Origin of the sequence: Streptomyces sp. NBC_00019, from assembly GCF_045041015.1 — a bacterium.
Taxonomy (GTDB): Bacteria; Actinomycetota; Actinomycetes; order Streptomycetales; family Streptomycetaceae; genus Streptomyces.
On record NZ_CP108302.1, the window covers coordinates 5,562,535 to 5,584,157 of the forward strand.

Annotated in this window: 24 protein-coding genes; 13 read left to right on the top strand and 11 right to left on the bottom strand. The window is 70.9% G+C overall.

What is annotated here, in order from left to right:
* Nucleotides 1–17: 17 nt before the first annotated feature.
* The gene (locus OHU89_RS26205; RefSeq protein ID WP_405646294.1) at nucleotides 18–941 is read right to left on the bottom strand and encodes an amidohydrolase family protein; all 924 of its coding nucleotides are present in this window, start codon (nucleotides 939–941) and stop codon (nucleotides 18–20) included.
* A 156-nt stretch (nucleotides 942–1,097) separates the two neighbouring features.
* Here OHU89_RS26205 and OHU89_RS26210 point away from each other — a divergent pair, with 156 nt between their 5' ends.
* From OHU89_RS26210 to OHU89_RS26235, 6 genes are all read left to right on the top strand, one after another.
* Nucleotides 1,098–1,223: a hypothetical protein gene (locus OHU89_RS26210; protein ID WP_405646296.1), complete on the top strand. Its 126-nt coding sequence runs from the start codon at nucleotides 1,098–1,100 to the stop codon at nucleotides 1,221–1,223.
* A gap of 362 nt (nucleotides 1,224–1,585) precedes the next feature.
* A complete protein-coding gene (locus OHU89_RS26215) occupies nucleotides 1,586–2,353 on the top strand; it encodes a hypothetical protein (RefSeq protein WP_405646298.1) in 768 nt (255 codons plus the stop codon).
* A gap of 112 nt (nucleotides 2,354–2,465) precedes the next feature.
* Nucleotides 2,466–2,786, top strand: a complete 321-nt coding sequence (locus OHU89_RS26220; RefSeq protein ID WP_405646300.1) for a MerR family transcriptional regulator — start codon at nucleotides 2,466–2,468, stop codon at nucleotides 2,784–2,786.
* A gap of 248 nt (nucleotides 2,787–3,034) precedes the next feature.
* Nucleotides 3,035–3,238: a cold-shock protein gene (locus OHU89_RS26225; RefSeq protein WP_046247661.1), complete on the top strand. Its 204-nt coding sequence runs from the start codon at nucleotides 3,035–3,037 to the stop codon at nucleotides 3,236–3,238.
* 99 nt (nucleotides 3,239–3,337) lie between these two features.
* Nucleotides 3,338–3,640, top strand: a complete 303-nt coding sequence (locus tag OHU89_RS26230) for an SCO5918 family protein (RefSeq protein WP_405646301.1) — start codon at nucleotides 3,338–3,340, stop codon at nucleotides 3,638–3,640.
* 208 nt (nucleotides 3,641–3,848) lie between these two features.
* Nucleotides 3,849–5,198, top strand: a complete 1,350-nt coding sequence (locus tag OHU89_RS26235) for a phosphatase PAP2 family protein (protein ID WP_405646302.1) — start codon at nucleotides 3,849–3,851, stop codon at nucleotides 5,196–5,198.
* A 21-nt stretch (nucleotides 5,199–5,219) separates the two neighbouring features.
* On the opposite strand, the gene OHU89_RS26240 is transcribed toward OHU89_RS26235, so the two are convergent.
* Entirely contained in the window at nucleotides 5,220–6,464 is a 1,245-nt protein-coding gene (locus tag OHU89_RS26240; protein ID WP_405646304.1) for a helix-turn-helix domain-containing protein, read from the bottom strand.
* 214 nt (nucleotides 6,465–6,678) lie between these two features.
* Here OHU89_RS26240 and OHU89_RS26245 point away from each other — a divergent pair, with 214 nt between their 5' ends.
* Both OHU89_RS26245 and OHU89_RS26250 read left to right on the top strand, forming a co-directional pair.
* Entirely contained in the window at nucleotides 6,679–7,410 is a 732-nt protein-coding gene (locus OHU89_RS26245; RefSeq protein ID WP_405646306.1) for a DUF4232 domain-containing protein, read from the top strand.
* Between the two features lie 105 nt (nucleotides 7,411–7,515).
* Nucleotides 7,516–8,301, top strand: a complete 786-nt coding sequence (locus OHU89_RS26250; protein WP_266889743.1) for a calcium-binding protein — start codon at nucleotides 7,516–7,518, stop codon at nucleotides 8,299–8,301.
* A 471-nt stretch (nucleotides 8,302–8,772) separates the two neighbouring features.
* On the opposite strand, the gene OHU89_RS26255 is transcribed toward OHU89_RS26250, so the two are convergent.
* The 8 genes from OHU89_RS26255 to OHU89_RS26290 all read right to left on the bottom strand — a co-directional run bounded on the left by OHU89_RS26255 (nucleotide 8,773) and on the right by OHU89_RS26290 (nucleotide 15,088).
* On the bottom strand, nucleotides 8,773–9,540 hold the full coding sequence (locus tag OHU89_RS26255; RefSeq protein ID WP_405646308.1) for a GAF domain-containing protein: 768 nt from the start codon (nucleotides 9,538–9,540) through the stop codon (nucleotides 8,773–8,775).
* Nucleotides 9,537–10,271, bottom strand: a complete 735-nt coding sequence (locus tag OHU89_RS26260) for an ANTAR domain-containing protein (protein ID WP_405646310.1) — start codon at nucleotides 10,269–10,271, stop codon at nucleotides 9,537–9,539. Before OHU89_RS26260 ends, OHU89_RS26255 begins: the two co-directional genes overlap by 4 nt.
* Nucleotides 10,272–10,335: 64 nt before the next feature.
* Complete coding sequence (locus tag OHU89_RS26265; protein WP_405646312.1) at nucleotides 10,336–10,704, bottom strand: STAS domain-containing protein; 369 nt, start codon at nucleotides 10,702–10,704, stop codon at nucleotides 10,336–10,338.
* 208 nt (nucleotides 10,705–10,912) lie between these two features.
* Nucleotides 10,913–12,418, bottom strand: a complete 1,506-nt coding sequence (locus OHU89_RS26270; RefSeq protein ID WP_405646314.1) for a DEAD/DEAH box helicase — start codon at nucleotides 12,416–12,418, stop codon at nucleotides 10,913–10,915.
* A gap of 205 nt (nucleotides 12,419–12,623) precedes the next feature.
* Complete coding sequence (locus OHU89_RS26275; RefSeq protein ID WP_405646316.1) at nucleotides 12,624–12,800, bottom strand: hypothetical protein; 177 nt, start codon at nucleotides 12,798–12,800, stop codon at nucleotides 12,624–12,626.
* Nucleotides 12,797–13,300, bottom strand: coding sequence for a DUF5994 family protein (locus OHU89_RS26280; RefSeq protein WP_405646318.1), 504 nt, complete (start codon nucleotides 13,298–13,300; stop codon nucleotides 12,797–12,799). Before OHU89_RS26280 ends, OHU89_RS26275 begins: the two co-directional genes overlap by 4 nt.
* A gap of 200 nt (nucleotides 13,301–13,500) precedes the next feature.
* On the bottom strand, nucleotides 13,501–13,752 hold the full coding sequence (locus tag OHU89_RS26285) for a hypothetical protein (RefSeq protein WP_405646320.1): 252 nt from the start codon (nucleotides 13,750–13,752) through the stop codon (nucleotides 13,501–13,503).
* A gap of 133 nt (nucleotides 13,753–13,885) precedes the next feature.
* Nucleotides 13,886–15,088, bottom strand: a complete 1,203-nt coding sequence (locus OHU89_RS26290; protein ID WP_405646322.1) for an Ig-like domain-containing protein — start codon at nucleotides 15,086–15,088, stop codon at nucleotides 13,886–13,888.
* Between the two features lie 227 nt (nucleotides 15,089–15,315).
* Between OHU89_RS26290 and OHU89_RS26295 the strand changes: the two genes are divergently transcribed.
* Genes OHU89_RS26295 through OHU89_RS26315 form a run of 5 tightly spaced genes read left to right on the top strand, consistent with a single transcriptional unit; the run spans nucleotide 15,316 to nucleotide 20,951 of the window.
* Nucleotides 15,316–16,527: a lipid II:glycine glycyltransferase FemX gene (locus OHU89_RS26295; protein WP_405646324.1), complete on the top strand. Its 1,212-nt coding sequence runs from the start codon at nucleotides 15,316–15,318 to the stop codon at nucleotides 16,525–16,527.
* Entirely contained in the window at nucleotides 16,524–18,140 is a 1,617-nt protein-coding gene (gene murJ, locus OHU89_RS26300; protein WP_405646326.1) for a murein biosynthesis integral membrane protein MurJ, read from the top strand. Before OHU89_RS26295 ends, murJ begins: the two co-directional genes overlap by 4 nt.
* A gap of 23 nt (nucleotides 18,141–18,163) precedes the next feature.
* Nucleotides 18,164–18,847: a response regulator transcription factor gene (locus OHU89_RS26305; RefSeq protein WP_266889715.1), complete on the top strand. Its 684-nt coding sequence runs from the start codon at nucleotides 18,164–18,166 to the stop codon at nucleotides 18,845–18,847.
* Entirely contained in the window at nucleotides 18,748–20,316 is a 1,569-nt protein-coding gene (locus OHU89_RS26310; RefSeq protein ID WP_405646328.1) for an ATP-binding protein, read from the top strand. The genes OHU89_RS26305 and OHU89_RS26310 overlap by 100 nt, the downstream gene beginning before the upstream one ends.
* On the top strand, nucleotides 20,313–20,951 hold the full coding sequence (locus tag OHU89_RS26315; RefSeq protein WP_405646330.1) for a hypothetical protein: 639 nt from the start codon (nucleotides 20,313–20,315) through the stop codon (nucleotides 20,949–20,951). Before OHU89_RS26310 ends, OHU89_RS26315 begins: the two co-directional genes overlap by 4 nt.
* 149 nt (nucleotides 20,952–21,100) lie before the next feature.
* Here the strand turns inward: OHU89_RS26315 and OHU89_RS26320 are convergent, their stop codons facing one another.
* On the bottom strand, nucleotides 21,101–21,454 hold the full coding sequence (locus OHU89_RS26320; RefSeq protein WP_266889711.1) for a helix-turn-helix domain-containing protein: 354 nt from the start codon (nucleotides 21,452–21,454) through the stop codon (nucleotides 21,101–21,103).
* Between the last annotated feature and the right edge of the window lie 169 nt (nucleotides 21,455–21,623).

A 21,623-nucleotide genomic window follows, 5' to 3' on the forward strand; every position in this document is an offset into this window, starting at 1 on the left:
CGCCGGTCCACCCCTGATCATGCCGTGCCGGTCAGCCCGAACAATCCCGCCGCGTTGTCGTGACACACCCGCCGCAGCCACTCCTCCCCGAGGTCCAGCCGCTCCAGGGCATGCAGCTGGTGCATGTACGGATAGGGAATGTTGGGGAAGTCGGTGCCGAGCAGGATGCGGTCGCCGAGGTCGGTCAGGCGGGGCAGGGCCCGGCGGGGGAACGGGATGAAGTCCTCGGTGAAGTCGGTGAACGCCATCGTCGTGTCCAGCCGCACCTCCCCGTACCGCTCCGCGAGGCCGAGGAAGTCCTCGTACTCGGGCATCCCCATGTGCGCGACGATGAGCCGCAGCCGGGGATGGCGCCCCAGCACCCGGGCGACCGGCTCGGGGCCGGTGTGCTTGCCGGGCGCCGGCCCGGAGCCGCAGTGGATGACGACGGGGACCCCGGCCTCCGCCAGCAACCCCCAGGCCCCGTCCAGGAGTTCGTCGGCCGGGTCGTACGCCCCCACCTGCACATGTGCCTTGAAGACCCGCGCGCCCGCCTCGACGGCCTCACGGACGTAGGCCTCGGTGTCCGGCTCGGGAAAGAGCGTGGCGGTGTGCAGACAGTCGGGGGTGCGGCGGGCGAAGTCGGCCGCCCAGTCGTTCAGCCACCGGGCCATGCCCGGCTTGTGCGGGTAGAGCATCGAGGTGAAGGCGCGTACGCCGAACTCCCGCAGCAGCGCCGCTCGTTCCGCCTCCTCCTGCCGGTAGGTGATCGGCCACTCCAGACCGCCGGTCAGCGGTCCGAGCGCGTCGAAGTACTCCCAGACCTTGCGCAGGACCCGCTCGGGCATGAAGTGCGTATGCACGTCGATCAGCCCGGGAAGCCCCAGCCGCCCCCAGAAGCGGCGCACCTCGCCGGCTTCCTCGTCCGAAGGCACGTCGCTCATGGCCGCTTGATCGCTCATGCCGCCCACGATCGCCTCTGACGAGGCCGCGCGTCCACCCGCACAAGGGCCACTCCCGCCTGTCAAGTCGTGTGCTTTACCGACTGGTTGGGCCCCCGGCCGTGGCGGACTCTTGAGTCACAGCCCGAACGGCGGGCCCGACTCAAGGAGACGGAAATGGCCGAGAACATCAACGAGATGCAGTCCGCCCAGGTCGAGGACCAGGTCGAGACGAAGGTCGCCGCGGACCTGGACGTCGAGATCGAGCTCGAGACGGCGGAGACCTCCTTCACCCACACCTAGCCGCGCCACGCCTGAGTCGCCGGCCGAGAGCTTCGACCACCGCGATCCGCGGGGTGACAGCGGCCGTGACGACGGCCCGCACTCGGGGAGCGACGACGGAGCGACGTCAGAGCGACGAAGGAGGAGAAGCAGTGTCGCCGCCGCTGCGGTCCGCGAAGGTGAAGAGCATGCTCGGGTTCCGATCCGTTCCCGTCCGATTCCCTCGCCCCGCGGCCGGGCTCCGCCGCAACTCTCCGCAACGGCTGCGGGCGTAGTCTCGAAGGCACCGAGGGCTCTTCGCGCGCCGGCTCCGCTCCGGTGCCGTTCTCGGCGAACGACGATGCCGGGCCGGCCACCGTCGGACCCGGGGCAGGGTTCGCCTCATGACCTCGAACAGCCCCGACCGCCCGGCGACCGCCCACCCCGGGACCCCGGTCCGGGGCCGAGCGCATCCACCGCGGCACCGGCAAGGGCCCTCACCCGAGGAGGGCGAGCTCCTCCGCCCGCTGAGCCGCCGCCAGATCGCCGACCACATGGCCGAACTCGGCGAGCTGTACGCACAGACCACACCGAGCGGACCACGCAAACCGCGCACCTCGAACCACTCGGCCCTCTGGGACACCTCGGCCCGCGGATCCGCCTCGGACAGCTCGGCACCCTCGGACAGCTCCGCCCCCTCGGCCCAGGCGAGGTCCGCCGCCTTCCTCCGACGGCTCGCGGACCACATGCGGCGGCCCGGGTTCGAGCTGCTGGTGGCGGAGACGACCCGCCCCTCGGGTGTCACCGTCCTCACGGCCTGCGCTTACGGCTTTCCCGTACTCGGCGACGACGCCTGGTGGCACGAGCTCGACGGATACCTCCCCGCGAACCTGCTGGGCCTCGCCGCCCCCGGAGGCCTGTTCGTGATCGGCGACATCCTGGTCGAGCGCCGGGTGCGCACCCAGGACCAGAGCCGCGAGTGGAACCTCGCCCGGCGCCTGCAGAAGCGGCTGCTGAGCGATCACACCCCGGCGGTCGGCGTCATGCTCGTCGACCGCGGCGACACGGACACCTTCGAGGCACTGCTGTCCTGGGGCTGGCGCTGTCTGCCGACGGCCGGGGTCCGCGGGGCGTCCCGACCGGCCGACCGCCGGCTCCTGGTGCTCCGCTGACGCAGATTCTGTGCTCGCCACAGTAGAATTTCCCCGGAGCCGACTAGAATTCCGGTCAGGGAACCAGTTCCCTGTGCGGGCCGTGACATCGGCGGTCCGCGGGAAGGCACACATGCCCTCGGAAGACCGGTCGCCCGCTGTCGACCGGCTCGACGACGACCACCACCCCGCGTACACCATGGGCCGTGCCGCGGAGGTCATCGGCGCCAGCCCCGGGTTCCTCAGGGCGCTCGGCGAGGCCGGACTCATCACGCCGCTACGGTCGGAGGGCGGCCACCGCCGCTACTCGCGCCACCAGCTGCGCCTCGCCGCACGCGCCCGCGACATGGTCGACCAGGGCACCCCGGTCGAGGCGGTCTGCCGGATCATCGGCCTCGAGGACCAGCTGGCGGACGCGCTGCGCGTCAACGAGAAACTGCGCCGCGGCGGGTGAATATCTGACAGCGCCAGGGTAGAAACCCGACCGGTTAGGTAAAAGTATTTTCGAGTGCGCCGACAGTTTTTCCGTCGTCTGCCCGCTTATTCTTGCTGTCGATTTCGTCCGTGCTAGGCTGAATATCAGTTGCAGTTGTGGTTGCCATTCTTGCCATTCTTGCCGGTTTTCCGGGGCAGGTGATCATCACAGCGATGAGGGAGCTCGCGAGGTGCGGGTTCCAGCACTGCCTAAGTAGGAGAAAACACATGGCCACCGGCACTGTGAAGTGGTTCAACGCGGAAAAGGGCTTCGGCTTCATCGAGCAGGAGGGTGGAGGCCCCGACGTCTTCGCTCACTACTCGAACATCGCCACCCAGGGCTTCCGCGAGCTTCAGGAAGGCCAGAAGGTGACTTTCGACGTCACGCAGGGCCAGAAGGGCCCGCAGGCGGAGAACATCGTCCCCGCCTGACACACGGCTGAGCAGGGGCCCGCACCTTGGGTGCGGGCCCCTGTCCGTTTCTCCGGCCCCGTTCGCACGCCGGATCCGCCCTGACCCTGGTGAGGCACCATGCGCTGTGTGATCGCCCGTTACCCCTTCGACCTGTCCAAGGCCGAGGTGGAGAAGTCGATGGAGAAGGTCCGTCCCGAACCGGTGACTGACGCCTCCGTCGCCTCGGTGACCATCGGTGGCCGGGCGTACCCCGTCAAGCAGGTGGGAGCGGTGATCACGGGTCAGGATCCCCGCGACTTCACCGCCGCGGAAGTGGTCCGCGCCCTGGTCCGTCTCGGCTTCACCTGCGAGAACGCGCCCCCCAAGGCGGCCCCCGCCCCCGACCTGTCCTACGGCTCGGTCGACCGCCTTCTCGGCTGACCCGCCCCTGCCTCCTCCTCCAGGCGTCCGTGACCGACGGTCGCCAAGGTGTGCGGTCGGTTAATTTTGGTGAAACCTGTGAGCGGCTCCGCTAACATGTTCGAGCTCGCGACGAACACCCCCATCGGGCGCGATACGTAGCCACTTCACCTCACACTCAAAAAATCGGTCAAAGTTGATAAATATATCACCACGGGTGCTTTCGCGAGTGAAGGGTCAGTCGCGAGCGGTGCTGTGGGTCGCCGCGGGCGTGGTGACCCTCGCGTTCCTCCTCATGCTGGAGATCGCCGCGCGTCGCTACGATCTGCCGGGACCGCTCACCTGCCAGCTGCAAGAGCTGATATCCGCCCCCAAGTCGGGTGGACTGCTGTACGCCGGCCTGGCGCTGACGCTGGTCGTGCTTCCCTGGCGGCAACGCCTCCTCGCGCTCGGCACCGCGATCGGCATCGACGTCACCATCGCGCTGGTCCGATGGGTGGCCGGCATCAAGGTGACGGAGGGCCATCCCTTCGGTATCGGCGCGCTGTGGGTGATCCTGGGCTGTGCGGTCTTCGCGCTCACCCGTCGCACCGGCGCGGAACGCGTTCTGCTGCTGAAGGGCGCGGGCCTCGGACTGCTGCTGGGGGCCGGCCGCAAGGCCGGAGACACCTGGCTGCTCCTCACCTCGAAGACCCGTCCGACGGTGCTCGACCAGTACGTCGCGACCGCCGACCACGCGCTGGGCGACCCGTCGTGGGTGGTGGGCCGGATCGTCGAGGCCACCGGCAAGTTCGGCTTCAACCTCCTCGACTTCGTCTACGGCAACCTCGCGGTCGCCGCGGTCCTCGTCGCCCTGTACCAACTGCGCAACGTGGCCGCCGACCGCCGCTTCCCGCGCCACCATCTGGTGCGCACCTTCCTGGTGATCGGCCTCCTCGGGCCGGGCATCTACATGATCTACCCGGTGGTCGGACCGATCTTCGCCTACGGCAACGGCACCGAGCACTGGGCCGACGTCGCCATCTGGGCGGAGACGCACTCCACCGGGCAGTGGGCGGTGGCCCAGGTCTGGCCGGACACGGTGGCGCCGATCACCACCCCGCACTCCATACCGTTCGACGACATCACGCCCCGCAACTGCATGCCGAGCCTGCACACGGCATGGGCCGTCGCGATCTTCATCCATTCCCGCAAGGGCGCGAGAGCGCTGCGCTGGGCAGGCACGTTCTGGCTGGTGGCCACGCTCGCCGCGACGCTGGGCTTCGGCTACCACTACGGCGTCGACCTCGTCGCCGGCGTGGTGTTCGTGCTCACCATCGAGGCCGCCCTGCGCACCTACGACCGCGGCTGGGACCGGTCGGGGCTCCAGCTGGTCGCCTACGGCGCCACGGTCTTCGCCGGGCTCCTGCTGGCGTACCGCTTTCTGCCGGTGGAGATGGCCGGGCAGCCGTGGCTCTACGGTCCACTGCTCCTGCTGGCGATGGCCTCGGTGATCTACGGCTACGTACGGACCACCGGACAGTGGGAGACGGCACCCGTCCCGGTGGAGCAGCCGGAACGGCAGTCGGAACCCGTCTGACCCCCGCCGCCCGCCGGACGCTCAGCCGGGGATGTCGGGCTCGTACTCGTTGCGCCCCCACTCGGAGGCGCCGAGCGGATAGTCGTAGGCGGGCCGTCCCACGTTTCCGCTCGTCCGGAAGGGCTGCCCCTTGTCGTCGATGCGTACGGTGCCCTTCCGGTCGCCGCTGGACCAGTCCAGCTCCAGGTACCAACTGACGTTGTGGGCCCGCGCGTCCGCGAAGATGTAGAAGACCTCGGGGTCGGACTCGCTCACCTTGTACGGGAAGTCGCGCTGACCGGCCTTGGGGGAGACCGCGGGCCGCCCGGCGTCGAGGTCCACCTCGAAGGCCGTCGTGTCCACGCCGCCACCGCAGCCGACGCCCATCGAGAAGTCGTTCCAGTCGAGCGGCGCGCTCTGCTCCACGACCCGCACATGCAGGTCGTCCAGGACGACGGTGGCCCTCCCGGTGCCCTGCACGGTCAGCGCGAGCATCTGCTGCCCGGCGGAGACCGCGCCGAGCGCGTTGACCCACCCGCGCGCGTCCTGCTCGCCCGGCGGCGGAGGCACCTGCTCGGGCTTGCGGTCCACCAGGAAGTGCGGGCCGCACGGGTCTTCCCACTTGTACGGATTGACGGCGACGGCGGGCGCGGTGGCCTTCTCCGCGGCATCGCCGTCGCCCTGGGCGGCCCCGGCCCCACCGCTGCGGGAGGCGGAGGCGGAAGCCGTGGGACTGCCACTGGCGGAGACGGACGGCGAGGCCGACCCGCCCTTCGCGTCGGCCGACCCGGAGACGCGGGGACTCTCGTCGACGGACGGGGCGCCAGCCCCCACGGACCGCTTCCCGCCCTGCTCGTCATCGCTGTCGCCGGGCACGAGATTCGCCACGAGCGCGGCCGACACGAGGACGGCGGCCACGGCGGACCCGGCGAGGACGACGGTACGTCGGCGAGTGGCCCCGGCCGCCGCGGCTGGCCGTGCCTGCGGTTCCTCCTCGGCAGGGGTGTCAGGTGCCTCAGTGGCCTCAGGAGCCGCGCCGGCCTTCTGTCCCCGGCGGGCATCCGCGAGAACCCACCGCCGATGCAGTTCCACCAGTTCCTCGGGCGTCGCCCTGCACACCCGCGCGAACCGTTCCACGGGTGCGTAGTCCGTCGGTACGGCGTCCCCGTTGACGTACCGGTGAAGGGTGGACGTACTGGTGTGCAGCCGCTTCCCGAGCACCCCGTAACTGAGCCCGGACCGGTCCTTCAACTGGCCCAACAGCTCCGCGAATTCGTCGCCCGCCACTCTTCCGCTCTCTCCCCACGTCCCGGACCACCATTCCAGGGGGAGGTCATTCCCCCAGGTCAGAGCTGTTCCAAGCGTTCCAGTGTCCCGGATACCCCGGCAATCGTGGCGGTCGGGACGGATCACCGCACAAGCTGTTGTCATCCAAGCACGCCGCTCCCGGCACCCGGTCGAGCGGCCCATGCCAACACCCGTACCGCACAGGGGGATTCACATGTTCACTCGCACCCACCGCACCCGTATGCTCGCCGCCGCCGCACTCGCGGCCGCCACGCTGACGCTGACGGCGTGCAACAACGGAGAGGGCGTCAACGACGAGGGTGCGTCGACGGATTCCTCCGCCACGGCGACGGACTCCACCACGGCCTCGCCCGAGGCGAGCGGGGCTTCCAAGGGCTCGACGGGCGGCGCGGCCGGTTCGAGCGGCGGGACGGGCTCCTCGGGCTCCTCGGGTTCCACCCCCTCCTCGGGTACGTCGGGTTCCTCGGGCTCCACGGGTGGCTCGGCGGACTCGGCGTCGGACTCGTCGGCCACCACGGTCGCCTGCGCCAAGACCTCCACCCGGACGACCGCCACGGAGGTCTCCCGGCCCCTGAACCACGTTCTCCTCACCGTCACCAACACCGGCTCGAAGAACTGCACCCTCATCGACTACCCGGCCGTCCGCTTCGGCGAGGCCCAGTCCGTCCCGCCGGTCTTCGAGGACTCCATGCCGCAGGCGGTGGTCACGCTGGCCCCCGGCGAGTCGGGCTACGCGAGCGTCCTGCTCTCGGCGGCGGACGGCAGCGGCTCCAACGGCTACACGGCAAAGTCCCTCGAGGTCTACTTCAACTCGGCCGCGAAGACCGCCGCCACCCCGTCGCTCCCCGCGAAGGGCGTGTACGTCGACGACTCGATCCGTGTCTCGTACTGGCAGTCGACGATGGCCGACGCACTGACCTGGTGACCCGGCAGCCACGTTGTGACGAACCTGTTGAAATAACAACGTGCTGAAGCGTTGGCCATCGCCTTAGGCTCCCTCTGATCACCAAAACTTCATGGGGGGACATCCATGCGCGCAACCACGCGCCTCGCCCTGCTCGGCACCAGCCTCGCGCTGGTCGCCGGTGTCACCGGTGCCACCGCCGCACAGGCGGAGGACGGCGGTGCGGGCGACATCACGATCGACAAGGTCGTCATCAACGGCGGCAAGCCGGTCGTGGTCGGCACCACCAACGCGGTGTCCGCCAAGGTCTCGGTGACCGCGACGGACAACTCGGGCATCGCCAAGACCACGTACATCAGCGGGTGGGGTCCGAGTCCGAACTTCGCGGACATCTGGTTCGACGACGGCGACATCACCTGCGTCGAAGTGAGCGACACCACGTCGACCTGCTCGGGCACGCTGACGTTCGACCCCCAGTGGGGGAACGGTGTCGTCAACAACGCCGCGGCGGCCACCTGGGACCTCGCCGTCTCGGTCAAGGCCAACGACCTCGACTACATCCACCGGGACGCGGCCACCACCTTCAAGGTGCAGCGCGCCTCGAAGCTGACGGTCAACGCCTCGCCGGAGCCGGTGGCCAAGGGCAAGACCGTCACGGTCACCGGCAAGCTGAGCCGCGCGAACTGGGAGACCGACAAGTACGCGGGGTACGCGACCCAGTCGGTGAAGCTGCAGTTCCGCAAGAAGGGCAGCACCACCTACACCACGGTCAAGACCATCAAGACCAACTCGACGGGCAACCTGAGCACCACCGTCAAGGCCTCGGTCGACGGCTACTACCGCTACAGCTTCGCGGGCACCGCCACGACCCCGGCGGTCAGCGCGGCCGGCGACTACGTGGACGTCAAGTAGCCACGTACCAACAGCGTTTCAGCAGACGTACGACAAGGGCGCCGTCCACACCGGGACGGCGCCCTTGTCGTACCCCGGGCCGCCGTTGTACAGACACCGCATACGAGGCCCACGGGGGGTTCTCACCAGGGGGAAGCGCACCTAAGCTGGCGGTGTTTGGTCGCCCGCGGAAATCCGCCGGAACGCACACTGTTCGGCAGCTGTCAGCTGCCCGTGCCCCATGACCCCGGGCAAGTACCGATTCGCAGCGCAGTCGGCCCTCATGGCCCACTCCGGCCGACCCCTGCGTCCGCCTCGTCTCCCTACCCCCGCCTACCCCTCGTCGCGAGACCTGCGCGGTGCCTCCCGCGCTCCGTCGCACGGCCCGACGCGGGGAACCCGGCTCCCGAACGCGCGCCCGACTTGGGGGGACGGCCGCGTTCGGGAGCCCTGACGGCCGCCGTCCGGGCTCGGACGAACGGACGGCGGCCGTCAGCCGAGCTGTTCTCCGGGGCCGTCCGGCACCGGGGCCGGGATGGCCGCGGTTTCGAAGCCGCCCGAGATGATCTGGCTGGCGAGGTCCGACAGCCGCAGGTGGCGGGCGCGGGCGTACGACCGGAACGCGGCGAAGGCGTCGTCGACGGAGGTCTCCCAGCGCTCCGCCAGCACGCCCTTGACCTGCTCTATCAGGATGCGGCTGGTGAGCGCGTTCTGCAGCTGGCTGTTCTCGACGTGCGACCGCTCCAGGGTGCGCTGCTGCAGGATCGTGATGGTGGCCACGTCGGCGAGCGCCTGGGCCAGGGCGATGTCGTCGTCGCCCAGGCGGTGCGGGGTGGTCTGGAAGAGGTTGAGGGCGCCGACGATCCGGTGGCGCAGGCGCAGCGGGATGGCGTGGGTGGCCATGTACCCCGTCTCGCGGGCCCGTGCGGTGAAGTTCGGCCAGCCCGTGATGGTCTCCGGGCGGGTCAGGTCGATGTTGGTGCGGGGGCTGCCGGTGCGGTAGCACTCGACGCAGGGTCCCTGGTCGTGCTGGAGCGCGAAGAGTTCCAGCAGGCGGGTGTGTTCGTCGGAGGCGGCGATGATCTGCAGTTCACCGTGCGCGTCCGCGAGCAGGATCCCGGCGGCCGACACGTCGAGGAGCTCGACGCAGCGGGTGGACAGCCGTTGTAGTAGGTCGATGACGTCGAAATCCTCGACGAGGGAGTCAGCGACTTCCACGAAGATCTCGGCCAGACGTCGTTCGCGGGCCATGCCGATCATCCCTTTCCACCGTCGGGCGAATGCGGCCCGCTCTTATCGTCGTCGAATCGGAGCCGTCGGGCCACCACGTCCTGCGCCACTACGCCGAGTGGGCGCTCGCCGGCGTAGGCGTGGGCTCGCAGCCGCAGGAGGGCGATCTCCATGGACACGCCCAGCTGGACGCTGACCATGCCGGTGGCCTGGTGCACGGCCGCGCGGTGCAGGAAGGACGTCTGCAGCTCGTTGAGGCCGCGGGTCCCGTTGTTCCGCCGGTCCAGGTGTTCCCCGTCCAGACAGGCCATGGTGAGTGCGGCGGCCAGTGCGGTGGCGTCGGCGTACTGCTGATCGTCCGGCAGCCGGGCCGGGTCGCACAGCACGGTCAGGACGCCGACGCGGATGGCCCCGATGCCCAGCGGGAAGCAGCACACACCGTGTACGCCCATCTTCCGCGCGGCCGGCAGCAGCGCGGGCCACCGCTCGGGGCGGACCCGGGCCAGGTCCGGTTCCAGCACGGGTGAGCCGGTGCGGATCGCGTCGTGTGCCGGGCCCTCGCCCAGCGTGAACTGCAGCTCCTCGAACCGCCCGCTCAGCTCCGGATAGCACCACAACGGTTCGGCCAGCCGGTCCGGGCCCACCAGCACCGACAGCGCGACGCCCTCGGCACCGAGGGCCCGTGCGGACGCCTGGGCAGCACCGTTCACCCCGCTCAGTCGCAGTGAGCGCAGGACCTCGGCCATGCCCTCGCTGATCACCGTGCTCCGTTCCGCAGCGGGCGGGGCTCCGAGGGGCGGGGCGCCGCCCGGCCACCGCAGTACATCACGTATCCCGGGCCATCGCCGTGCAGTCGGCGGGTACGTCCAGCCAGGCATCGCCGACGTCGGCGTACCGGGGGAAACGCGTCAGCAGACCGACGCCGCGGAAGACGAGACCCGGTCCCCGGCCGGTATGGACGACCCGTATCCATCCGTCCCTTCCGCGGCAGTCGTGCCACGCCGCGCACAGCGGGTCCAGGACGCTTCCGTCCATGAAGGTCACGCCGCGCAGATCGACTATCAGGAACAGCCGATCGCCGCCGAGGCGGGCGCTCTCCAGGTCACGAGCGAAGGCCGGCGTGGTCGTCAGGTCCAGCTCACCGCTGGGCCGGACCAGGCGGCAGTCGTCGAACAGCTCCGGATGCGGGCTCATAGGGCCCCATCTCTTCCGTCATGGAATGGCTTGCGCCTGCGCAGGGCCTCTGTTGCGCGGGACGGACCTTCACGGAGAGGGCCGGGGTCACGGGCTGCCGTACGGCCAGCCTACTGCCGTACGGCGCGTCAATGGGCACAGCGTGCCGATTCGGCACCCGGTCCCGACAGAAGGCAGGCCCAGGCCGACGACCTGGGCCTTTGCTCTGTCAGCGGCCGTTACCCCTGGCGGGGGAGGAACGGCGGCGGCTCTGGCCAGGACGGCCCCCGCGGCGGCTGCGCCGGGCGGCCGCGGTGGGCTCGGGGCGGGTCTCGGTGACCGGCGGAGCGATGACGACGGGCACGCCCGAAGGGGCCTGGGCACCGGTGATGCGGCTGAGTTCGTCGCCGCCCGAGCGGACCCTGGTGGTCGTCGGGGTGATGCCGGCGTCGGTCATCAGACGGGTCATGTCGCGGCGCTGGTGGGGCAGGACCAGGGTGACGACGGTCCCGGACTCGCCGGCGCGGGCGGTACGGCCGCCGCGGTGCAGATAGTCCTTGTGGTCGACGGGCGGGTCGACGTTGACGACGAGGTCGAGGTCGTCGACGTGGATGCCGCGGGCGGCGACGTTGGTGGCGACCAGGGCCGTGATGTGGCCGTCCTTGAACTGGGCCAGGGCCCGGTTGCGCTGGGACTGCGACTTGCCGCCGTGCAGGGCGGCGGCGCGCACGCCGACGGCCAGGAGCTTCTTGGCCAGCCGGTCCGCGCCGTGCTTGCTGTCGATGAACATGATCACCCGTCCGTCACGGGCGGCGATCTCGGTCGTGGTGGCGTGCTTGTCGTCGTCCTCCACGTGCAGCACGTGGTGGTCCATCGTCACCACGGCGCCCGCGGACGGGTCGACCGAGTGGACGACCGGGTCGTCCAGGTAGTTGCGCACCAGCTTGTCGATGTTGCGGTCCAGGGTGGCCGAGAACAGCAGCCGCTGGCCGCCGGGACGCACCTGGTCGAGCAGCGCGGTCACCTGCGGCATGAAGCCCATGTCGGCCATCTGGTCGGCCTCGTCCAGGACGGTGATCTCGACCCGGTCCAGGCGGCAGTCGTCCCGCTCGATGAGGTCCTTGAGCCGGCCGGGCGTCGCCACGACGACCTCGGCCCCACCGCGCAGCGCACTCGCCTGCTTGCCGATCGACAGCCCGCCGACCACGGTGGCGAGCCGCAGACGCAGCGCGCGGGCGTAGGGGGTGAGGGCGTCGGTGACCTGCTGGGCGAGTTCCCGGGTGGGTACGAGGACGAGGGCCAGCGGCTGCCGGGGCTCGGCGCGCTGTCCCGCCGTACGGGCCAGCAGGGCGAGGCCGAAGGCGAGCGTCTTGCCCGATCCGGTGCGGCCACGGCCCAGGACGTCACGGCCGGCCAGCGAGTTCGGAAGTGTCGCGCCCTGGATGGGGAACGGGGTGGTCACCCCTTCCGCGGCGAGGGTGGCCAACATCTGCTTGGGCAGGTCGAGTTCGGTGAACGCCTCGACCGGCGGCAGCGCCGGAGTGACGGTGACCGGCAGTGCGAACTCCCCGCCGGGTGCGGGGGCACGGCCTCCGCGCCCGCTGCGGCCGGCCTTGGACGTGCCGTTCTTGGCCGCTGTGTTCTTGGCCGTGCGGGAGGGGGCGCTCTGGCGGCCCGTCCCCTGCGCGCGGGTGCGGGAGGAGGAGCTGGGGTTTCTACGGGCGGGGCGGTTCAATGGGGGACCTTCCTCTATACGGCGGTTCACGCGTACGCGACCAGCGTCAGGCGGGGCGATGTTCTCGGCCTGCGGCCCTTCTGGCCCGGCGTGACCCCACGGGAAGATCTGAAAAGCCCCGGAAGGTCCCGAAACGAAAAGAGTGCCCGTCGACGAAGGTCGAAGAGCACTCGAAGCCTCTGATAACCAAAACTGCCACTTTACATCAAGGTAGCACAGGTCCACGTTCCTCGGCGCGGCCCGTCCGGACATCCCGGGCCGGGCGATCTCTCGTGGACGCTCCGCCGTCGCTCCTCGCCTCGAACCGGTGGACCAGGCGGGTCGCGGCGACGACCAGGATCAGCAGGGCGCTGACGGTCAGGGCGGTGACCACGGCGGTCACATCCCCACGGCGTCTTGGTGGTCCGGGACGTGCGGCAGGAGGGTGCCGTCGCTGCCGTCCGTGTCGGCCTGCGGGCATCCCCCGCGGGCTCGTTCCGCCGTCATGAGCGCGGTCGCGGTGACCGGCGGGCCGGTGTCCGCGCTCGCGGCGGCCATCAGCCGGGTGGCCGAGGGGGCGTCGGTCTCCGGGGGTACGACCAGGAGGTTCCAGCGGCCCGCGGTGAAGGACAGCAGCACGATCGCGTGCGGATCCAGCTCCGTGGTGAACCAACCGACCTTCACCACATGGCCGTTGACGTAGATCCTGGGCGGGAGGATCGGCCAGTTGCGGGGGTTGACCGCGATACGGGTGATCCGTCCCCACAGCGGATCCAGCATGTCCGCCAGGGCGGAGAGCTCGCTCGTCAGGTCACGTGAACGAGGCCACCAGGCGCCGTCCAGCTCGGCGGGCCCGCCGGAGTGGCTCTCGGACTTCAGCGCGAGGCGCGCGGTCGGGGGCATGAAGGGAACGGTCCGTAGCGGGGTGGGCGAGCTGGTCGCGGACATCGCGCAAACCTGTCTCCGAGCCCCTGCGGGAGGGCAGCCGCCCGGTGTTGTCGCTCACCGGGAACGACACCGGCGTTTGGGCCGATGCGCGAAGTGCTCCCGATACGTTCAAGCTACTCCCCGAGGGGGCCGGGCGGGACGTCCCGGGCGCCGCCTCACGTCCGCCGGCCGGCTTCATCCGTGGATTCGCTGGTCTCCAGCCACGACCGTGCGGGTTCTGCGGCACGGGTGGTGTCCACGGTGAGCTGGAGGCGGGTTCCGCCGTCGGCGGACGCGGGGTAGCTGCGCTGTTCGGTGGCGGCGAAGCAGTGGCGGAGAACCTCCGCGACCCGGCGGGCGACCTCGGGCGAGGCGGCGACGATGCGGACTTCGGCATGCCCGTCCGCGGGTGTTTCCGTGGGCTGCATGGCGACCTCAGAGTTCGATGTCCCGGTGTGACACGGGCCGGACCCCTCACTCTACTCCGGCAGGTCCCACGCCCCCCGCGAGTGGCCGGCCTCCCGCCGAGCACCACGGCCGGCGGGGAGGACCGGACGCTTCTCAGCGCAGTGCGCTCTTCTGCTGCCACTCGGTCCAGGTGAGGTTCCACGCGCCGAAGCCGTTGCCCGGTGCGACCACGCCCTTGGTGTCCTTGCCGGTGATCTCGAAGGGGTCGCCGGGCCGCACCTGGTCGTAGAACCAGGCCGCGTCCGCGTCGCTCATCCCTATGCAGCCGGAACTGTGGTTGGCCCTGCCGAAGTAGGCGGCGTTCCACGGGGCTGCGTGTGCGTACATGCCCGACCAGGTCAGCCGCATCGAGTGCTCGACCATCTTGTCGTAGGCGTCGCCGAGGCCCACGGTCTCGGAGTTCATGTTGATCGTGCCCTCCTTGGCCATGAGCACGGCGGTTCCGTGCCAGGAACGCTTGTCACCGCCCGGTGTGCCGCCGGAGACCGGTATGCGGCGGACCGTCCTGCCGTCGCGGACGAGGGTGAGCCGGTGGCGGTCGAGGTCGACCTTGGCGATCTGCCGGGCGCCGATGGTGAAGGTGGTCGTGTAGTCGCGTACGAACCAGCCGCCGTCCGTGCCCGACTCGGTGCCGTTCAGCTCGGCGTTCAGCGTGACCTTGGTGCCGGGCTTCCAGTACGACTTGGGGCGCCAGTCCACCCGGTCCCTGCCCGACCAGTCGGTCACCCAGCCCCAGGAGCCCTCGGTGTCGTTCGAGGTGGTGATCCTGAGCTGCTTCTCAACCTCGGCCCGGTTCTTGACCGGGTTGTCGAAGACCAGGGAGATCGGCTGGGCGACGCCGACGGTGGTGCCGGTGCCCGGCCGCCAGTCGACCTTGTTGACCTTGTCCGCCGGAGCCGTGGTGAAGGAGGACGTGGTGTTCTTGACGGTTCCGGCCTCGGTCCGGGTCGCCGCCCTCACCGTGTACGACGTACCGGGTACGGCCTTGCGGCCGGAGACCCACGAGCGGCCGTCGGCGGCGACCTCACCGCCGAGCTTGCGGCCCTCGGCGTCCGTGACGGTCACCGAGGTGAGCCTGCCGCCCGAGGCCGTGATCCGCACGGAGTCGCCCGCCCGGACCTGGTCTCCCTTGGGCGTGACGGTGACCGTGACCGGGCGGTCGTCGGCCTTGGGAGTCACCTCGGTGTCGGAGGCGCCGCCGGAGGAGGTCGACGAGCAGGCGGCGAGCGGCGCCAGCAGGGCGGCCACGACGGCGGCCCGGACGCGGTTATGGGCGAGTGCACGAGTGCGCGACAACAGGACCTCCGGAAAGGAAGGAAAGGGCGGGAAGGGGGTGGACGAGTCGGCGATGTCGTGACTCTAGAGCCGGAAAACCCGAGGTCAGCCGCTATGGGGCAATGTGACGGCGACTGGTGAGGAACGGTCATGGTCCGGTCACATTCGCCGCGCGGAGCGGTCATGGACCGCTGTGAGCATCCTTTGCGTCCCCGCGACCGGGCCGGGGAGAAGGAGAGGCTCAGACTGTGTCAGCGCTGCTCGTTCCGCCCAGCCGCGTGTCCCAAGCACGGAACCAGGGCACGGCCCTGCGGACCATCACCGCGGAGACCTACCGCGCCTTCCTCGCCTCCCCCGACGGCGCCGCTCTCGGCGCCGGATTCCTGCAGTGCCCGTCCTGGGCCGACGTCAAGGAGGGCTGGCGGGCCCAACTGCTCGGCTGGGGGCCGGATCCGGAGGCCGGCGCGCTGACGGGTGTGGCGCTGGTGCTGCTGCGGCAGTTCCCCGGCACCCGCAAGCACTTCGCCTACCTTCCCGAAGGGCCGGTCGCCGACTGGAACGACCCCGACGTGGACGGCTGGCTCGGCCCGCTCCTCGAACACCTGCGCCGCGCGGGCGCCTTCGCCGTACGCATCGGCCCCTCGCCCGCCTACCGGCGCTGGGACGCCGCCCGGCTCAAGCCGCTCACCGGCCCGGGCCGGCGCCTCGGCGACGTACTCGCCAGCGAGGTCGACCCGCTCGGCACCGCCGTCGCCGAGCGGCTGCGCGCCCGCGGCTGGCGCCGCTGCGGCGGTGACGGGACGGGAGGGGAGGGGACCGGCGGGGACGGGGACGCCCAGCCCCGGCACGTCTTCCACGTACCGCTCGCCGGACGCACCACGGAGGACCTGTGGTCCGGGCTCAACCAGGAGTGGCGCCGCAATGTGCGCCGGGCCCGGAAGGAGGGCGTGGAGGTGGTGGTGGGCAGTACGGCCGAACTCCCCGAGTTCTACCGGCTCCTCGGCATCACCGAGCGACGCGACGGGTTCCGGCTCGGCCGTTCGCTCGCCTACTACGAGCGTCAGTACGCGGCGCTCAACGCCGAGGAACCGGGCCGGATGAAGCTGTACCTCGCCCGGCACCGAGGAGAGATCCTGGCCGCCCACACGATGATCACGGTGGGCCGCCGGGCCTGGTACCAGACCGGCGCCTCAGCCGACCACCGTCGCGAGGTCCGGCCCTCCAACGCCCTGCAGTGGCGGATGCTGCAGGACGCCCTCGCCCTGGGCGCGGACGTCTACGACATGCGCGGGGTACCCTCCACTCTCGATCCTGAGGAACGTGCGTACGGATTGCTGCGGTGGAAGCTCGGCACCGGGGGACAGGTCGTCGAGACGTTGGGGGAATGGGAGAGGCCATTGGGCGGCAGCGCCAACCACGCGCTCTACCGCGCCTTCCAGGCGTATCTGAACCGCCGATGACGCAGACGGCGCCGACCACCACCGCACCGACGAACACGGCGGCACGCAGCAGTGCCGTCATGGCCGCCGGCTCCATCGTGTCCCGGGCCACCGGCTTCGCCCGCTCCGCCGTGGTCGCGGCAGCGCTGGGCACCATCGGGCCGACCGCCGACGGCTACGCGGTCGGCAACGCCCTGCCCACCATCGTCTACATGCTGCTCCTCGGCGGCGCGCTGAACGCCGTCTTCGTCCCCGAACTGGTCAAGGCCGCCAAGGAGCACGACGACGGGGGCACCGCGTACACCGACCGGCTCGTCACCGTGTGCGTCGTCGCCCTGCTGGCGATCACCGCGACCGCCGTATGGGCGGCACCCGCGATCGTCGACGCGTACACCGACTACACCGGCCCGCAGGCGGCCATGACCACCGCGCTCGCCCGCTACTGCCTGCCCCAGATCTTCTTCCTGGGACTGTTCACGCTGCTCGGACAAGTACTCAACGCACGGGGCCGGTTCGGCGCGATGATGTGGGCGCCGGTCCTCAACAACCTCGTCGTCATGACCGTGTTCGGGCTGTACCTGGCGCTGGCCATGGGCGACGGGGACACGCTCACCGCGACCGAGACCGCCGTGCTCGGCTGGGGCACGACCGCCGGTATCGCCGTCCAGGCCCTCGCCCTCGTCCCCGCCCTGCGCGCGGCCCGCTTCCGCTGGCGGCCCCGCTTCGACTGGCGCGGCAGCGGACTGACCCGCCCCCTGCGCGCGGCCGGCTGGCTGGTCCTGCTGGTCCTGGCCAACCAGGCCGCCTACTGGGTCACCACCCGGCTGGCCACCACCGCGGGCCTCGACGGCGGCCCCGGATACGGCGCGTACAACAACGCCTATGCCCTGTGGGTCGTACCGCACGGCATCATCACGGTCTCCCTGGTGACCGCGCTGATGCCCCGGATGAGCGCGGCCGCCGCCGACGGGGACACCGCGGCCGTGCGGCGCGACGTCTCCTACGCCCTGCGCGTCAGCGCCTCTGCCGTCGTCCCCGCCGCCTGCGCGCTGTTCGCCCTCGCCCAGCCGGTGATGGCCCTCGTCTTCGGGTACGGCAGGACCGGCGCCGACGACACGGCCGCCATGGCCGGGATCCTGATGGCCTTCGCGCCGGGACTCGTCGCCCTGTCCGGCCAGTACGTCCTGTCCCGCACCTTCTACGCGCTCTCCGACACCCGTACGCCGTTCCTGCTCAACCTGCTGATCGTCGCCCTCAACGCGGGACTGTCGATGGCCGCCGCCCACCTGCTGCCGGCCCGCTGGGCCGTGACGGGAATGGCGGCGGCGTACTCCCTGGCGCTGTGCGCGGGCTGGGCGGTGACCGGCCTGGTGCTGAGCCGCCGGCTCGGCGTCGCCCGCCCCCTGCGCTCCTCCGCCGTCGGCGCCCACGCGAGGCTGCTGCTCGCCGCCGTCCCCGCCAGCGTGCTGGGCCACCTCGCGGTCCTGGCCACGGTACGGGCGGGCGCCCTGGTCGCCGCAACTGCCGGGGCGGTCGCCGTCGTCCTCACCTTCGCCCTGCTCACCCGTCCGCTGCGACTCGCCGAACTCGACGCACTGCTCTCGCGCGTACGCCCCAGACGGACCCGGACCTGACCATCACCGAGGGAGAACTGCCGATGCCCCGCGTGCTCCTCATCGAGGACGACCCCTCCGTACGCGAGGGGGTCGAACTCGGTCTGCGCCGCCGCGGCCACGAGGTACGGGCGGCAGCGACCGGCGAGTCAGGCCTCGCCGCGCTGGCCGAGTTCCGCCCCGATCTGCTGTTGCTCGACCTGATGCTGCCCGGAATGAACGGCGTACAGGTCTGCCGGCAGGTCCGCGAGCAGAGCCAGCTGCCGATCATCATGCTCACCGCGCGCGGCGACGACTTCGACGTGGTCATCGGCCTGGAGGCCGGCGCCGACGACTACATCGTCAAACCCGCCCGCCCGGAGGTGATCGAGGCCCGGATCCGTGCCGTACTGCGCCGCCTGGACGACAGCGGCCCGGGCCGTCCGGCCATCGAGGTCTACGGCGATCTCACCGTCGACCGCGTCGGGCTGACCGTCACCAAGGCCGGCCGTCCGCTCGCGCTCGCTCCCTCGGAGCTCAAGCTCCTGCTGCACCTCTGCGCCGCCCCCGAGCAGGTGTTCAGCAGGCAGCAACTGCTGGAGCACGTCTGGGACCACAGCTACCACGCCGACGCCCGCCTGGTCGACGCGTGCGTCCGCCGTCTGCGCGGCAAGATCGAGGACGAGGCCGGCAGTCCCCGCTACGTCCAGACACTGCGGGGCTTCGGCTACCGCTTCGGGCCGCTGTGAGCAGCGGCGAGCAGCGCTCGCGGGTCAGGGCGTTCGGGCTGCGCGCGCGGTTGTTGCTCGCCTTCCTGCTGGTCGCCGCCGTCAGCGCCGGCACGACGGCCGCGCTGACCTACCGTGAGGCCCGCAACTCGCTGCTGGAGACGGCCCAGGACACGGCGGTCACGTCGTTCCGCGACCACGTCCAGCAGACGGGCTTCCCTCTGCCCGTGCGGAAGGAGGGCATGGAGGACGTCCTGCGGGACATCGCCCGCAAGGGCAAGCCCCATCCCTGGGTGGTCTTCGCCGAGTACGGCTCGCTCCGCGCCTCCTCGGGCGAGAACCCCGTCTCCACCGTCATCACCCCCGAACTGCGCCGCGCCGCACGGGCCAACCCCCACGGCAGCTTCGAACGAGTCGTCAAGGACGGCATCCCCTATCTGACCATCGCGATGCCGACCGTCTTCAAGACCAGCCCGGACAGCCTGCTGCCCACCGGGCTCGTCCTGTACGCCGTCATGCGGATGACCGACGAGCAGATCAACGTCGACGCCCTCCTCCTGGCCGCCCGGGACGGCGCCCTGCCCGGCCTCGCCATCGCGCTGATACCCGCCCTGATCGCCGCGCGCAGCGTGCTGCGTCCGGTGCGGGAACTGCGCCAGGCGGCCCGGAACATGGGCAGCGGCAGACTCGACACCCGGATCCGGGTGCGCGGCAGCGACGAACTGGCCGACCTGGCACGGACGTTCAACGAGTCGACGGGCCAACTGGAGCGGTCGGTGCGGGAACTGCGCGAGGCCGAGGAACGCGCCCGCCGCTTCGCCTCCGACGTCTCGCACGAACTGCGCACCCCCCTCGCCGGAATGCTCGCCGTCACCGAGGTCCTCGACGAGGACGCGGCCGGCCTGGACCCCGACACCGCCCGGGCGGTCCGGCTGGTCAGCGCGGAGACCGGAAAGCTCGCCGTGCTCGTCGAGGACCTGATGGAGATCTCCCGCTTCGACGCCCGCGCGGCCGAGCTGAACGCCGACGAGGTCGACGTGGCCGTGGCCATCCGCAAGACCCTGCAGAACCGGCACTGGACCGACGACCGGGTCCGCACCGAGCTCCCCGACGGCATCCGGGCGCGGCTCGACCCGCGCCGCTTCGACGTCGTGATCGCCAACCTCGTCGGCAACGCCCTGCGGCACGGCGGCGCGCCCGTCACGGTACGTCTGCGCACCGAGGCACGCCTTCCGGGCCCGCCCGTGCTGATCACCGACGTCGTGGACAGCGGGCCCGGCATCCGCCCCGAATCGCTGCCGCACATCTTCGACCGCTTCTACAAGGCCGACTCGGCCCGTACCCGCTCGGCGGGCAGCGGCCTGGGACTGGCGATCACGCTGGAGAACGTGAAGCTGCACGGCGGCACGATCCACGCCGGGAACCGGCCGGGGGGCGGTGCCGTCTTCGCCGTCGAAATACCGCTCTACTCGGAGGGAACCGGCGGATGAGGCGACGTGTGTCGGCTGTGGCCTTCGCTGTCGCGGCCGGTGTACCGCTGCTCGGTGGCTGCGGTATCCAGGAGACCGACGTCATCGAGGCGGGCGGCCCCGCCAGCGTCCAGGCCTTCCTCAACCGCGATACCGACATGCTGCTCTTCTTCCGCTCCCCCGACGGAGGGCTGAGCCCCGTGATCCGGTCGGCCGGGTCGGAGACCGTGTTCGGCGAAGAAGGAGCCGTCCATACGACGACCGCCGGAGACCAGGACGCGACTCAGCCCGTGCCGACGGAGAAGGTCGTCTCGGCGCTCCTCGCCGGCCCGGGGGACGAAGACCGGGCCGCGGGCCTGACCACCGCTCTCCCCGCCGCCCGCCCCGGAATCGTCAAGGTCGACACCTCTTTGAGCGGCAGGGTCACGACCCGCCTCCCGCTCGCCCTGGAGGGGCTGGACACCACCGCCCTGCGCCAGCTCACCTGCACGATCGCCTACAGCCAGGACGGCGACGGCCGGATCGTCGTGGAGCTGAGAGGACTGGACGGGGCATCGAGGTCGGGCACCTGCGGACTCGCTCCCGGCAGCGCGGGGAACGTGCCCACGGTCACCGAGACCCGGGGACGGGGCCCGTCGGCCGGCGCGAGCGGCTGAGGAGAGGTCGTAAGGGGGGCGGCCAGGCGTCGGTGGGAGCGAGGCCGGGATCATCCGGCAGGGGGATCCACTCGCGGCGACGGCGAACCGGGTCCGGGACGAGCCACTGCTCTCGCGGACCTTCGAGGGGCCGGGTCGCCACGACGTGATCAGCTGGAACCGGGGACGGACCCGTCGTGCGCCTCGTGTCCGGCACGGCGGCGGTACTCGGCGTTGATGCGCTGAGCCTCCTCGAGCTGGTCCTCGAGGATGACGATGCGGCAAGCGGCATCGATCGGGGTGCCCTTGTCGACGAGCTCGCGGGCGCGCGCGGCGATCCGCAGCTGGTAGCGGGAGTACCGGCGGTGTCCGCCCTCCGAGCGCAGCGGAGTGATCAGACGAGCCTCGCCGAGGGCTCGGAGGAAGGCCGGGGTGGTGCCGAGCATCTCGGCGGCCCGACCCATCGTGTATGCGGGGTAGTCGTCGTCGTCGAGACGATTACCGAGGGGGGTATCTGCTGTCATGTCACCTCGTAGTGCAACGCGTCGAGGGGCCCTGGTGCCGTACGGCACCAGGGCCCCGAAGGAAATTCAACACCATCTGTCGGCTCTCGTGCTGTGCCGACCTTCTGTTTCCGCTACCAGCCCTGCAGGAGGGGGTGCGGGGATCGCGGCTGCGTGACCGGGGACCACC

Coding starts and splice junctions, on each gene's coding strand:
- OHU89_RS26230 (WP_405646301.1), top strand. CDS start 3,338: ATGCGCTGTGTGATCGCCCGTTACCCCTTCGACCTGTCCAAGGCCGAG.
- OHU89_RS26205 (WP_405646294.1), bottom strand. CDS start 941: ATGAGCGATCAAGCGGCCATGAGCGACGTGCCTTCGGACGAGGAAGCC.
- OHU89_RS26220 (WP_405646300.1), top strand. CDS start 2,466: ATGCCCTCGGAAGACCGGTCGCCCGCTGTCGACCGGCTCGACGACGAC.
- OHU89_RS26210 (WP_405646296.1), top strand. CDS start 1,098: ATGGCCGAGAACATCAACGAGATGCAGTCCGCCCAGGTCGAGGACCAG.
- OHU89_RS26280 (WP_405646318.1), bottom strand. CDS start 13,300: ATGCCCCCGACCGCGCGCCTCGCGCTGAAGTCCGAGAGCCACTCCGGC.
- OHU89_RS26305 (WP_266889715.1), top strand. CDS start 18,164: ATGCCCCGCGTGCTCCTCATCGAGGACGACCCCTCCGTACGCGAGGGG.
- OHU89_RS26245 (WP_405646306.1), top strand. CDS start 6,679: ATGTTCACTCGCACCCACCGCACCCGTATGCTCGCCGCCGCCGCACTC.
- OHU89_RS26225 (WP_046247661.1), top strand. CDS start 3,035: ATGGCCACCGGCACTGTGAAGTGGTTCAACGCGGAAAAGGGCTTCGGC.
- murJ (WP_405646326.1), top strand. CDS start 16,524: ATGACGCAGACGGCGCCGACCACCACCGCACCGACGAACACGGCGGCA.
- OHU89_RS26315 (WP_405646330.1), top strand. CDS start 20,313: ATGAGGCGACGTGTGTCGGCTGTGGCCTTCGCTGTCGCGGCCGGTGTA.
- OHU89_RS26255 (WP_405646308.1), bottom strand. CDS start 9,540: ATGATCGGCATGGCCCGCGAACGACGTCTGGCCGAGATCTTCGTGGAA.
- OHU89_RS26285 (WP_405646320.1), bottom strand. CDS start 13,752: ATGCAGCCCACGGAAACACCCGCGGACGGGCATGCCGAAGTCCGCATC.
- OHU89_RS26320 (WP_266889711.1), bottom strand. CDS start 21,454: ATGACAGCAGATACCCCCCTCGGTAATCGTCTCGACGACGACGACTAC.
- OHU89_RS26250 (WP_266889743.1), top strand. CDS start 7,516: ATGCGCGCAACCACGCGCCTCGCCCTGCTCGGCACCAGCCTCGCGCTG.
- OHU89_RS26215 (WP_405646298.1), top strand. CDS start 1,586: ATGACCTCGAACAGCCCCGACCGCCCGGCGACCGCCCACCCCGGGACC.
- OHU89_RS26265 (WP_405646312.1), bottom strand. CDS start 10,704: ATGAGCCCGCATCCGGAGCTGTTCGACGACTGCCGCCTGGTCCGGCCC.